The 12,524-nt window shown below is 73.8% G+C and carries 10 protein-coding genes; 7 read left to right on the top strand and 3 right to left on the bottom strand.

All coding sequences use genetic code 11. The annotated features are described in order from the left end of the window. The first annotated feature begins 4 nt into the window (after window positions 1-4). On the top strand, window positions 5-1,399 hold the full coding sequence (locus AB0761_RS12725) for a sensor histidine kinase (RefSeq protein WP_377269094.1): 1,395 nt from the start codon (window positions 5-7) through the stop codon (window positions 1,397-1,399). A gap of 4 nt (window positions 1,400-1,403) precedes the next feature. Here AB0761_RS12725 and AB0761_RS12720 read toward each other — a convergent pair whose 3' ends face one another. Then, complete coding sequence (locus AB0761_RS12720; RefSeq protein ID WP_377269093.1) at window positions 1,404-3,350, bottom strand: bifunctional serine/threonine-protein kinase/glutamate ABC transporter substrate-binding protein; 1,947 nt, start codon at window positions 3,348-3,350, stop codon at window positions 1,404-1,406. 108 nt (window positions 3,351-3,458) lie between these two features. Then, a complete protein-coding gene (locus AB0761_RS12715) occupies window positions 3,459-4,490 on the bottom strand; it encodes a TAXI family TRAP transporter solute-binding subunit (protein ID WP_377269092.1) in 1,032 nt (343 codons plus the stop codon). Between the two features lie 109 nt (window positions 4,491-4,599). Between AB0761_RS12715 and miaB the strand changes: the two genes are divergently transcribed. Beyond that, window positions 4,600-6,084: a tRNA (N6-isopentenyl adenosine(37)-C2)-methylthiotransferase MiaB gene (gene miaB / locus AB0761_RS12710; RefSeq protein ID WP_377269091.1), complete on the top strand. Its 1,485-nt coding sequence runs from the start codon at window positions 4,600-4,602 to the stop codon at window positions 6,082-6,084. A gap of 199 nt (window positions 6,085-6,283) precedes the next feature. Then, window positions 6,284-7,006, top strand: a complete 723-nt coding sequence (locus tag AB0761_RS12705; RefSeq protein WP_377274056.1) for a class III extradiol dioxygenase subunit B-like domain-containing protein — start codon at window positions 6,284-6,286, stop codon at window positions 7,004-7,006. Between the two features lie 9 nt (window positions 7,007-7,015). Here the strand turns inward: AB0761_RS12705 and AB0761_RS12700 are convergent, their stop codons facing one another. After that, on the bottom strand, window positions 7,016-7,252 hold the full coding sequence (locus AB0761_RS12700; protein ID WP_377269090.1) for an antitoxin: 237 nt from the start codon (window positions 7,250-7,252) through the stop codon (window positions 7,016-7,018). Window positions 7,253-7,329: 77 nt separating this feature from the next. On the opposite strand from AB0761_RS12700, the gene miaA reads away from it, so the two are divergent. From miaA to AB0761_RS12680, 4 genes are all read left to right on the top strand, one after another. Further along, entirely contained in the window at window positions 7,330-8,289 is a 960-nt protein-coding gene (miaA, locus tag AB0761_RS12695) for a tRNA (adenosine(37)-N6)-dimethylallyltransferase MiaA (RefSeq protein WP_377269089.1), read from the top strand. Window positions 8,290-8,498: 209 nt separating this feature from the next. After that, the gene (locus AB0761_RS12690) at window positions 8,499-9,029 is read left to right on the top strand and encodes a hypothetical protein (RefSeq protein WP_377269088.1); all 531 of its coding nucleotides are present in this window, start codon (window positions 8,499-8,501) and stop codon (window positions 9,027-9,029) included. A 45-nt stretch (window positions 9,030-9,074) separates the two neighbouring features. Then, window positions 9,075-9,959, top strand: a complete 885-nt coding sequence (gene dapF, locus AB0761_RS12685) for a diaminopimelate epimerase (RefSeq protein ID WP_377269087.1) — start codon at window positions 9,075-9,077, stop codon at window positions 9,957-9,959. A gap of 205 nt (window positions 9,960-10,164) precedes the next feature. After that, window positions 10,165-12,465, top strand: coding sequence for a RelA/SpoT family protein (locus AB0761_RS12680; protein WP_377269086.1), 2,301 nt, complete (start codon window positions 10,165-10,167; stop codon window positions 12,463-12,465). The last annotated feature ends 59 nt before the right edge of the window (window positions 12,466-12,524 follow it).

Genomic DNA, 12,524 nt, shown 5'->3' with positions numbered 1-12,524 from the left:
CTCGATGCGCACCCGCCTCCTCGGCATCCTGCTCTCCCTGATGGCCTGCGTCCTGGCCGCGCTCGGTGTGCCGCTCGCGATCGCCGAGGCCGCGGCCCAGCAGCAGCAGGTGATCGTCGACCGCATCGACGACGCCGCCCGTTTCGCAGGGCTCGCCCAGTACGTCCGGATGGACGGCGACGACGACACCCAGCTGCGGGCGCTCCGGGCCGAGGTGGTCCGCTACCACCAGGTCTACGGCATCCGGGCCGGGGTCTTCTCCCGCAGCGGGGACACCCTCGCCGTCTCCCCCGGCGACTGGTGGACCCCACGCGACGGCATCCGGGAGCAGGCCTTCCAGGAGGCCCTGGACGGCCGCCGCAGCCACAATCCACCGCAGGTGTGGCCATGGACCCGGAACGGGACGCTGATGGTGGCCTCCCCGGTGGTCCGTGACGGCGATGTGGTGGCCGTGGTGCTCACCGACTCGCCCACCGGGGCGCTGCAGTCCCGCATCCTGCACGGCTGGCTGCTGCTGGGCGCCGGCGAGATCGCGGCCATGGTGATCGCCGTGGTGGCCGCGGTGCGGCTCACCGGCTGGGTACTGCGGCCGGTACGGGTGCTCGACAAGGCCACCCATGAGATCGCCACCGGCCGGATGAACGCCCGGGTCGCCCCGTCCGGGGGGCCTCCGGAGCTGCGCCGCCTCGCCGGCTCCTTCAACGAGATGGCCGACCATGTGGAGCTGGCCATGGAGCGCCAGCGGGCCTTTGTCGCCGACGCCTCCCATCAGCTGCGCAATCCGCTGGCCGCGCTGATGCTGCGGATCGAGCTGCTGGGGCTGGAACTGCCGGAGGGCCACGAGGAGGTGCTCTGCGGGGTGCGGGACGAGGGCCGGCGCCTGGGCAGGGTGCTGGACGATCTGCTCGGCCTGGCCACCGCTGAGCACGCCCGCCCGGAGGCCCGGCGCAGCGACCTGGTGCGGCTGGCGCTGGAGCGGGTGGACGCGTGGCGGCCGGTCGCCGAGCAGCGTGGGGTGGAGCTGACCTGGGAGGGGCCGCCGATGGCGCTGGGCTGGACCGACCCGGTCGGCTTCGGCAGCGCGCTGGATGCGGTGGTGGACAACGCCCTGAAGTTCACCCCGGCGGGGGAGGCGGTGCGGGTCGCGGTGGTGCTGCGCCCCGATGAGGTCGCGGTCACCGTCGCCGACGCCGGTCCGGGGCTCACCGAGGAGGAGCTGGAGCGGGTGGGCGACCGCTTCTGGCGCAGCCCCCGCCACCAGAACGTCGACGGTTCGGGCCTCGGCCTGTCCATCGCCCGCACCCTGCTGGTCGCCACCGGCGGCACGCTGGAGTTCGGCCTCGGGGAGCCCCGAGGACTGCGGGTCACCCTGACCGCCCCGCGGCGCGCCACCGGCTGAGGCGTCAGCCGGCGCGCTGCCAGTCCGTGTTGGAGCAGGTGCCGGGGCTGGGCCGGAGCAGCCCCAGCGGCTGCAGCCAGCGCTGCCAAGAGCGCCGCCAGGCACCGGAGTCGACATAGCGGTCTATCGCGGAGCACACCTCGGTGCGCAGCGCGTTCTCGCCCCGTGCCATCCCCACCCCGTAGGCCTCCGACTGGAAGGGGATGCCCAGCAGCCGCAGCTCGTCGGGGTACTGCTTCTGATACCCGGCGAGGATGATGTCGTCGGTGGAGACCGCGTCCACCCGGTGGGCCCGCAGATCGGCGACGCACTCGCCGTAGCTGCTGCGGTAGGTGAGTTGGATGCCGTGGAACTTCACCGGGAGGCGTTCCGCCGGGGTGGAGCCGCGGGCCGTGCACACCTTGCGGCCGATCAGGTCCTCCGGGCCGACCACGTCCTTCTCGTCGGTCCGCAGCAGGAAGTCCTCGCCGGCCAGGTAGTAGGGACCGGCGAAGGTCACCAACTGCGCCCGCTCCGGGGTCATGCTGTAGCTCGCCACCACCAGGTCCACGGTGCGGTTCTGCAGCACCAGCTCCCGGCTGAAGGTCTGCACGGTGGTGAACTGCACCTGGTCCGGGGTGAAGCCCAGGTCCTTGGCCAGATAGGAGGCCAGGTCCACATCGAAGCCCTGGTACCGCTGCCGCTGCGGATCGGTCAGCACACTCAGCCCCGGCTGGTCGGCCTTCACCCCGATCACCAGGGCGCCGCGCTGGTGCGCCTGGGCCAGGGTCTGCGACGCCGCCAGCGGATCGGGCGCCGGCGACCAGCTCCGGTAGCCGAGCCAGGACGCCCCCGCCACCAGCACCAGCGACACCGCCAGCGCGGACAGCCGCAGCCGCCGCTCGCGCCACCACGGGCGGGGCGCGGCCTGTTCGCCCGTGGACTCCGCCGGCAGCCCGGTGGTGGGCAGCCGCGGGGTGGCGGTGGCACCGCCGCCACCGGACCCGGCCGTCGGCGGCCATATCTCCAGCTCCAGCCGGGCCGGGGTGGCCGGGGTCTCCTGCACCACGTGCCGCAGCAGTTCCTCGGCCCGCCCGGCGGTCAGCCGCCGGGCGGGGTCCTTGGTCAGCAGTCCGGCCAGCACCGGCCCCAGCGGGCCGGCGTGCTCCGGCGGGGGCGGCTCCTCCTCGCGTACCGCCAGCAGCACCTCGTACGGCGCAGGGCCGCGGAACGGCAGCCGCCCCTCGACCATCTCGTAGAGGGTCACTCCCAGCGACCAGAGGTCGCTCGCCGGGTCCGGCGGCCGGCGGCCGGCCGGATCGCACAGCTCCGGGGCCAGATAGCTGGGTGTGCCCACCGTCTCGTGCAGCCGGGTCACCTGGGCGGCCCCCTCGAAGGTGGCGATGCCGAAGTCCATCAGCACCGCCCGGCCGTCCCGGCGGAAGAGCACATTGTGCGGTTTGACGTCGCGGTGCAGCACCCCTGCGGCGTGCACCGCGCGCAGCCCGCGCAGCACCTCCAGGCAGATCCGGGCGGCGTCCTGCACCGGAAGCCGGCCGTGGGTGCGCAGCAGGTCCGCCAGTGAGCGCGGATTGACCTGCTCCATCACGATCCAGACCTGGCCGTCCGCCTCGGTGACGTCGTACACCGTCACCACGTGCTCATGGCCGATCCTGGCGATGGCCTGCGCCTCACGGCGGGCCCGCTCCACCCACTGCGCCTGTGTCTCCGGGTCCACCGCGCCGCGGAAGAGCAGCTCCTTGACGGCGACCTGGCGGTGCAGCCGGGTGTCCCGGGCCTCCCAGACCACGCCCATCCCGCCGCGGCCCAGCCGGTGCTGCAGCTGGTAGCGGTTGTCGATCAGCCGTCCCGCCGTGTGCTCCCCGTCCTGGCCCGGGGGGCCTTCCTGGGCCGGGTCCGGCGTCCCGCCCTGCGCACGCGCCCCGCCGTCGGGTCCACCCCCGCTGTGCATCCCCGGCCCCCTGGCTCGTGTGTCGGTCAGAGGATCAGGTTAGGGGTCGCGCAGGTACGCGACCATCACCCCTCCCCCGCCGGGCGGCCGTTGCCGCCCGACACGTTCCTACGGCTTCACCGAGGCGTAGTAGCGGCGGGCGCCCTCGTGCAGCTGCAGCGGGTCGGTGTAGATCGCCGTCCGAAGGTCCATCAGCTGTGCGGCGTGCACCTCCGACCCGATCGCGTCCCGGCTGTCTATCACCGCCCGGGTCATCGCCTGGACCAGCCGGGTGTCGGTGTCATTGCGGGTCACCATCAGATTGGCGACCGCCACCGTGGAGACCGGGGTGTTGGCGGGCTGCGCCTCCGGATAGGCGTCCGCCGGCATCACCGCGGCCCGGTACGCCGCTGCGCCCTCACCGCCGTCGAGGTGCAGCCTCTCCGCCAGTTGCCCGAGCGGGACCAGTCTGATCCGCAGCTGGTGGGAGAGGTCGTCGACCGCAGCGGTCGGCAGGCCGCCGGACCAGAACAGCGCGTCGATCCGGCCGTCGCGCAGTGCGTCGACCGCGTCGCCGATGCCCAGCGGGACCGGGTGGATGTCGTGCTCGGGGTCCAGCCCGGCGGCCGCCAGCAGCCGCTCGGTCACCAGGTTCACCCCCGACAGCGGCTGGCCCACGCTGACCGTGCGCCCCTTGAGGTCGGCGACGTTGTGCACCGGGGAGTCGGCAGGCACCACCAGCTGCATGTAGTCGTCGTAGAGCCGGGCGATGCCGCGCAGCCGGGCCCGGTCAGGCCCGGAGTAGGTGGCGACCGCGTCCGCGGTGGCGATCGCGAAGGAGTCCCGGCCGGACGCCACCTTCTGCAGATTGTCCGGCGACCCCTCCGAGGCGTCCAGCCGCAGTCCCACCCCGGGCATGGCCCTGTGCACATAGGCCTGCAGCAGCTGCCCGTACCGCTCGTAGACCCCGCGCGGCACCCCGGTGGCGAAACCGACGGTGCCCCGGGGGTACGGCGCGGGGGAGGACGGCCACAGCCACCAGCCCAGCAGCAGAGCGGCGACCAGCACCAGAGCCGTCCCCCCGCGCCAGAGCCGGGAGGAGGCACGGTCCCGCAGCACCGCCGCGAGGCGGGGGAGCGGGCGGGATGCGGAGTCGGCCATGAGCGGGATCCTGCCATCCGCAACCATGGATGGGGAGGGGCGGCGGTGGGCGGCCGGGCGTCCGGACCGCTCTGGCACCGTGCGAAGGCGCGTACTCTTGTGCGTTGAGATGAGCGCGCGAACCTACCAAGTGGTCACCTACGGGTGTCAGATGAACGTCCACGACTCCGAGCGGGTGTCCGGCCTGCTGGAGGACGCGGGATACGTCAAGGCCGACCAGGACGGCAGCCCTGACGTCGTCGTCTTCAACACCTGCGCGGTGCGGGAGAACGCCGACAACCGGCTGTACGGCAACCTGGGCAGGCTTGCCTCGGTCAAGGCGAAGCAGGCGGGGATGCAGATCGCCGTCGGCGGATGCCTGGCCCAGAAGGACCGGGACACCATCGTCCGCAAGGCCCCCTGGGTCGACGTGGTCTTCGGCACCCACAACATCGGGCACCTGCCGGCACTGCTGGAGCGGTCCCGGGTGGAGTCCGAGGCCCAGGTGGAGATCCTGGAGTCGCTGGACACCTTCCCCTCGACGCTGCCCACCCGCCGTGAGTCCGCGTACGCCGCCTGGGTCGCGATCTCGGTGGGCTGCAACAACACCTGCACCTTCTGCATCGTGCCCGCGCTGCGCGGCAAGGAGAAGGACCGCCGGCCCGGGGACATCCTCGCCGAGGTGGAGGCTCTGGTCGCCGAGGGCGTCGTCGAGGTCACCCTGCTCGGCCAGAACGTCAACGCCTACGGCTCCGACATCGGCGACCGTGAGGCGTTCTCCAAGCTGCTGCGTGCCTGCGGACGCATCGACGGCCTGGAGCGGGTCCGCTTCACCTCCCCGCATCCGCGCGACTTCACCGACGATGTGATCGCCGCGATGGCGGAGACCCCCAATGTGATGCACCAGCTGCACATGCCGCTGCAGTCCGGTTCGGACCCCGTGCTGAAGGCGATGCGCCGCTCCTACCGGCAGGACCGCTACCTCGGGATCATCGAGAAGGTCCGCGCGGCCATGCCGGACGCCGCCATCTCCACCGACATCATCGTGGGCTTCCCCGGGGAGACCGAGGAGGACTTCGAGCAGACCCTGCACGTGGTCCGCGAGGCGCGCTTCGCCCAGGCCTTCACCTTCCAGTACTCCAAGCGGCCGGGCACCCCGGCCGCCGAGATGGACGGGCAGATCCCCAAGGAGGTCGTCCAGGCCCGCTACGAGCGGCTGGTCGCCCTCCAGGAGGAGATCTCCTGGGAGGAGAACAAGAAGCAGGTCGGACGCACCCTCGAAGTGCTGGTCGCCGAAGGCGAAGGCCGTAAGGACGACCGCACCGACCGGCTGTCCGGCCGGGCGCCCGACAACCGGCTCGTGCACTTCACCCGCCCCGCGGAGCCGGTCCGCCCCGGCGACACCGTCCAGGTCGCGATCACCTATGCCGCCCCCCACCATCTGCTGGCGGAGGGCCCCGCACTCGCGGTGCGCCGCACCCGGGCAGGCGATGCCTGGGAGCGGCGGCAGGCCGCACCCGAGGCCAAGCCCGCCGGGGTGATGCTGGGCCTGCCCGGCATCGGTGCGCCGGCTCCGCTGCCCGCGGCTCCGGCCGGGGGATGCGGCTGCGACTGACCGCGGCGCCGCGGCCGGGGTGATCCGCCCGCGCCGGTGGGACCGGGCTCCGGGCGCGCGCCCTGCCGGCCACCGGAGGGGCGGGCGGCCCCGGCCGCGGTGCGCTCCGCAGCGGCGGTTAAGCCGCGCCCGGCCCGGTCGGGCCGGAGCCCAGAGTGGGGTTGCCGTCCGCGCGGTGGCAGGCCGTAGAGTGCTGATCATGCTGGTCGCCGCCGCCGTATGCCCCTGCCCGCCGCTGCTGGTCCCCGAGGTCGCCTCGGGAGCCGCTCCGGAGCTCGAGGGACTGCGCGCAGCCTGCGCCGAGGTGCTGGCCGAGCTGGCCGAGGCCCGGCCGGACCGGCTCTGGGTGGTGGGTGCCACCGACGAGCCGCACGCCGGACGCGATCGCTTTCCCCAGGGGGCGTACGGATCCTTCCGCCGCTTCGGCGTGGACCGCACCGTCCGCCTCGGACAGCGGAGCGGCCCCGGTGACGACGCCCGCGACGAACTGCCGCTCCCGTTGGCGGTGGGCGCCTGGCTGCTGGAGCAGGCCGACTGGGCGGGCCCCTGCGAGGCCCGCTGCGTACGTCCGGGCGAGCGGCCCGAGGAGTGCCTGCGCATCGGGGCCGAGCTGGCCGCGAGCGCGCCGCGCACCGCGCTGCTGGTGCTCGGCGACGGCAGTGCCTGCCGGTCCCTGAAGGCCCCGGGCTACCTGGACGAGCGGGCCGAGCCCTTCGACGCATCGGTCGCCGCAGCGCTGCTGGCGGCCGACACCCGGGCGCTGGCCGCACTGTCCCCGGCGCGCGCCGCGGAACTGCAGGCCGGCGGCCGCGCGGTATGGCAGGTCCTGGCCGGTGCCGCCGAGGGGGCGGGCCTCGGCGGCCGGCTGCTGTGCGACGAGGCGCCGTACGGGGTCGGCTACTTCGTCGCCTCCTGGAGCTGACGGGGTCGGTCAGCCGGGGGCGGGGGTGTCGGACGGGTCGTCGCCCTGCGGTGGCTGCCGCTTCGCCGCGAGGTCGTCCACCGCGTGCTTGGCCTTGTCCGCGCCATGCCCGATCTTGTCGCTGTACTTGCCCTTGGTGGCCTTGTCGATCGCCTGCCCGACCTTGTCCAGGCCGTGGTCGATCTGCTCGCCGTGCTTGCCGGCCAGCTCGGTGGCCTTGTCCTTGAGCTTCTCCATCATGCCCATGGGCCTCTCCTCCACGACGGTCCGCAGGAGATACCTCTGCCCAGCTGCGAGGTTCCCAACCTGCCAGACTGGGGGACGTGACCAGCCCGGACAGCCTCTGCCCCGAACCGCCGCCCGCTCCGCCCCGTGTCGTCGCCGTCGTCGGTGCGACCGCGGCGGGCAAGTCCGACCTCGCGGTGGACCTGGCCCGGGAGCTCGGAGGCGAGGTGGTCAACACCGACTCCATGCAGCTCTACCGCGGCATGGACATCGGCACCGCCAAACTCACCCCGGAGGAGCGGCGCGGGATCCCGCACCATCTGCTGGACGTCTGGGACGTCACCGAGGCCGCCAGCGTGGCCGAGTACCAGCGGCTGGCCCGGGAGGTGATCGACCGGCTGCTCGCGGCCGGACGGACCCCCGTGCTGGTCGGCGGTTCCGGGCTGTATGTGCGGGCCGCCGTGGACGCCATGGAGTTCCCCGGGACCGATCCGCAGGTCCGGGCCGCACTGGAGGCGGAGCTGGCGGAGCAGGGCTCGGGCCCGCTGCACGCTCGGCTCGCGGCCGTGGACCCGGCCGCCGCAGCGGCGATCCTGCCCAGCAACGGCCGCCGGATCGTGCGCGCCCTGGAGGTCGTGGAGATCACCGGACGCCCCTTCACCGCCACCCTCCCGGACCACACCTCGGTGTACGACACCGTGCAGCTGGGGGTCGGGGTGCCGAGGCCGGAGCTGGACGCCCGGATCGCCCTGCGGGTGGACCGGATGTGGGAGGCGGGGCTGCTCGCCGAGGTCCGCGTGCTGGAGAAGGCAGGCCTGCGGGAGGGCCGTACCGCGTCCAGGGCGCTCGGTTACCAGCAGGTACTCGCCCACTTCGCGGGGGAGTGCGGCGAGGACGAGGCACGGGCCGAGACGGTGCGGGCCACCCGCCGCTTCGCCCGCCGTCAGGAGTCCTGGTTCCGGCGTGACCCGCGGATCCACTGGCTGCCCGCAGGAACCGGCTCCGACCGCTCCCACCTGCTGGAACACGCCATGGACCTGGTGCGCACCGGACAGTGAGAGCAGGGTTTCGGCCAAGTGACGGTGCATACGCCCCGCGCACGTGCAGGTGCAGAGGGACACGGCGGTCACGGCAGGATCACGTCATGGCCACGGATCACCCGAGGGCGCCGTGTGACGCGCGGTGACCGCATGTGGGCATGCCATTATCGACGCGTCAGGGTGACAAGCTGTTGTCGCACCATGCGTCGAATGCCCGGGGAGGCCGCGTGTCGACGGGTACCGGCCCCGAAGCGGACCAGCGCCTGGGCGCCGTTCCGCCCCGACTGCGCGCCGCGGCCCCTGCCGAGATCGGCGGTTCGCCCTTGTCCTCCCTCTCGCCGCTCGACCCGCAGGACCCCTTCGACACGGACGGTCCGGAGCAGACGGGTCCCGGGGTCACCGCCCCGCCGGAGGGCGTGGTGCACGAGCGGGAGATCCGCCCCCGCCGCAGACTGCGCTGGTGGCAGACGCTCCCGATCGCGGTGATCGGGATCTTCGGCTCGCTGATGTTCGCCTTCCCGCTGGCCTTTGAGTCCGGCGACGGCGGCGCGGTCGTGGGCATGCTCGGACTCCTGCTGACCTCCGCCTCCGTGGGCTGGGGGGCGATGGCCGCCCGCCGGGTCGGCTATGCCTGGCCGGGGCTGCCGCGCCGCGGCTCCGCAGAGCGGGCCGGATGGCGCGCCATCACCGCCTACACCCTGCTGGGGCTGGCCGCCCTGGGGCTCGGGGTGTGGCGGGTCGCCATGCTCAGGGGCTGACGGGCTGCTCATCGGCGACCGCCGCCGACCCCTTACGCTGGCACCGTGAGCGACGACACCGCGGGCAGCACCCAGGGCATTCCCTTCCTCAAGGGGCACGGCACCGAGAACGACTTTGTGATCGTGCCGGACCCGGACGGCCTGCTGGACATCGGTCCGGCCGACGTCGCCCGGCTCTGCGACCGGCGGGCCGGGATCGGCGCCGACGGACTGCTCCGGGTCGTGCGTTCCGCCGCCCACCCCGAGGCGGCGGGGATGGCCGCCGAGGCCGAGTGGTTCATGGACTACCGCAATGCCGACGGCTCCATCGCCGAGATGTGCGGCAACGGCAGCCGGGTCTTCGCCCGCTATCTGGCACAGGCCGGCCATGCCGAGGCCGGGGACCTGGCCATTGCGACCCGGGCCGGGGTGCGCCGGGTGCATCTCGCCAAGGACGGTCCGGACGGACCCGGCGAGATCACCGTGGACATGGGCCGTGCCGTACTGCCCGGGCCCGACGCGATCGAGGTCGCCGTGGGCGCCCGCCGCTGGCCCGCCCGCAATGTCAACATGGGCAACCCGCATGCGGTCGCCTTCGTCGACGACCTCGACCAGGCGGGCGATCTGCTGACCGCGCCCGCCCTCTCGCCGGCCGAGGCCTACCCCACCGGGGCCAATGTGGAGTTCGTGGTGGACCGCGGCCCCGCACATGTGGCGATGCGGGTCCATGAGCGGGGCTCCGGGGAGACGCGCTCCTGCGGCACCGGCGCCTGCGCGGTCGCGGTCGCCGCGGCCCGCCGGGACGGCGCAGACCCGGCCGTCACCGGGCGGCCCGCCGCCTACCGGGTGGACGTCGCCGGCGGCCGGCTCCTGATCACCGAGCACCCCGACGGCCGGGTGGAGATGACCGGCCCCGCCGTGATCGTCGCCCACGGCACGCTCGACCTCTGACCGGCCCTCGACCCTCGCCGTCCGGGTGCGTCGGGCCCGGTGTCGCGGTGCTGCGCGGCTTTCCCCAGGCCGAAAGGCATTGAATCCCCCCGATCGGGTGATCTCGCTGACGCTCCGGAGGTGAGCCGTCGCGGCTCGTGGTGGGCTCGGTAGCATGGACCACCGGGGTCAGGACCCGCTCCGGTGCTCGCTGCCGGAGGTGCCCATGCCCGTTCACGCCGGTGATCCAGCGCCCGGCGCGCACACCCCGCCGTCCGCGCCTCAGGCGGACTGCGCCGACCCCAGACCGGCCCGCAGGCTGGGCCGCGGCACGCTGGGCAGAGCGGGCCGGGCGGCGCTGCTGGCCACCGGCCGCGCCCCGCTCCCCGATGCCATCGAGCCCATCGTCCGGGCCCATCGCGCCCACCACCCCCGGGCCGATCTGGCGCTGCTCGGCCGGGCCTACCAGAGCGCCGAGGCCGGGCACCGTGGGCAGCTGCGCAAGAGCGGCGAACCCTTCATCACCCACCCGCTGGCCGTCACCGTGATCCTCGCTCAGCTGGGCGCCGAGACCACCACCCTGGTCGCCTCACTGCTCCACGACACCGTGGAGGACACCGAGATGACGCTCGATCAGGTACGCGCCGAGTTCGGCGAGGAGGTCGCCTATCTGGTCGACGGCGTCACCAAGCTGGAGAAGGTGGACTTCGGCGCCGCGGCCGAGGCCGAGACCTTCCGCAAGATGCTGCTGGCCACCGGCGACGACGTCCGGGTGATGGTGATCAAGCTGGCCGACCGGCTGCACAACATGCGGACCATCCGGCATATGAAGCCGGCCAGCCAGGTACGGATCGCCCAGGTCACCCGGGACGTCCTGATCCCGCTCGCCGAACGGCTCGGCATCCAGGTGGTGAAGACCGAACTGGAGGACATCGTCTTCGCCACCCTCCACCCCGAGGAGTACGGCCGCACCAGTGCGCTGGTCGCGGCCGGTGACATCGGCAGCGGGCCGCTCGCCGACTTCGCCGGGAGGCTGCGCCGCCAGCTCGCCGAGGCGGGAGTGGGGGCCGAGGTCACCGTACGGCCGCGGCACTGCGTCTCCGCCCACCGGGTGCTGCTGAAACGGCTGGCCGCGCCCGGTCCCGACGGCCGTCCGCAGCAGCTGCGCCCGGCCGATCTGGGGCGGGTGCTGGTGGTGGTGGAGGAGAACGCCGACTGCTACGCGGTCCTCGGTGAGCTGCACACGTGCTGGACGCCGCTGCCCGGCGAGTTCAAGGACTTCGTGGCCGCGCCCAAGTTCAACCTCTACCAGTCGCTGCACACGGCGGTGGCCGATGAGCAGCAGAATGTGATCGAGGTCCTGGTGCGCACCCAGCGGATGCACCGGGTCGCCGAGTTCGGGGTGGTGGCGCTGGGCAGTCCGCGCCAGCCCGAGACCCCCGATCCGGGTCGCGACGAGCTGGACCGCACCGATCCGGCCCGCCCGGGCTGGCTCAGCCGGCTGCTGGACTGGCAGCGGGACACCCCCGACCCCGACGCCTTCTGGTCCACCCTCACCGCTGATCTCTCCGACGACCGCGAGATCACCGCGGTCACCGAGGAGGGCGCCACCCTCACGCTGCGGGCCGGGGCCTCCTGTGTGGACGCGGCCTATGCGCTGGGGGAGCAGATCGGCCACCGCTGCATCGGCGCCCGGGTCAACGGGCGGCTCGTCGCGCTCTCCACCCAGCTGTCCGACGGCGACATCGTGGGCGTCCTCACCGAACCCGGCCCCGGGAAACCCTCCGGCCCGGCCCCGGAGTGGCTGCGGCATGTGCGGACCCCCCGCGCCCGGCTGGCCATCGAGCACTGGCTGGCCGAGCATCCCGCGGACGCCGCCGGCGCCCCGGAGCGCACCCCGGCCGACGGTCCCGCCGGGCAGCGTCCCGCCGAGCCGCCGCCGGACGACCGGGCGCCGGGCCCGGACCGGGCGGCCGGGCCGGCCGAGGTCCGCGGCCGGCCGGAGGTCCCGGTGCGGCTGGCCCGCTGCTGCACCCCCGTGCCCCCGGACCGGGTCACCGGGTTCGCCATCCGCGGCGGGGCGGTCGCCGTCCACCGCCGGGACTGTCCCACCGGGCGGCAGATGCGCGACGCCGGGCGGCCCGCCGTGGAGGTGGGCTGGACCGCGGGGCCCCGCAGGACGGGCTACCGGGTCACCCTGCTGGCCGACGCCCTCGACCGCCCGCGGCTGCTGGCCGATCTCACCGCCGCCATCGCAGCGGAGGGGATCGGCATCGTCTCCGCCGCCGTGGAGCCGCCGCAGGAGCTCCGGGTCCGCCACACCTACACGGTGGAGCTGCCGGACCCGGGTGCGCTGGCACCGCTGATGCGGGCCATGCTGCGGGTCTCCGGGGTGTACGACGTCTACCGGTCCGGTCCCGGCTCCGCCCGGCGGCCAAATGCAGATGACCGGGCCGGTTCAGGCATGCGACCATCGTCGGGAATCCGCGGCAGGTCTGCGGCGTTCACCAGAGGTACCGAGGGATAGGCCGGGCGGTGTTCCGGGCATGCTCCCGGTGCAGACCCCGTTCGACGAACCCTTAAGGA

The sequence above is a fragment of the Peterkaempfera podocarpi genome (assembly GCF_042466665.1).
Lineage (GTDB): Bacteria > Actinomycetota > Actinomycetes > Streptomycetales > Streptomycetaceae > Peterkaempfera > Peterkaempfera podocarpi.
This window is presented reverse-complemented; position numbering and strand designations above follow the sequence as displayed.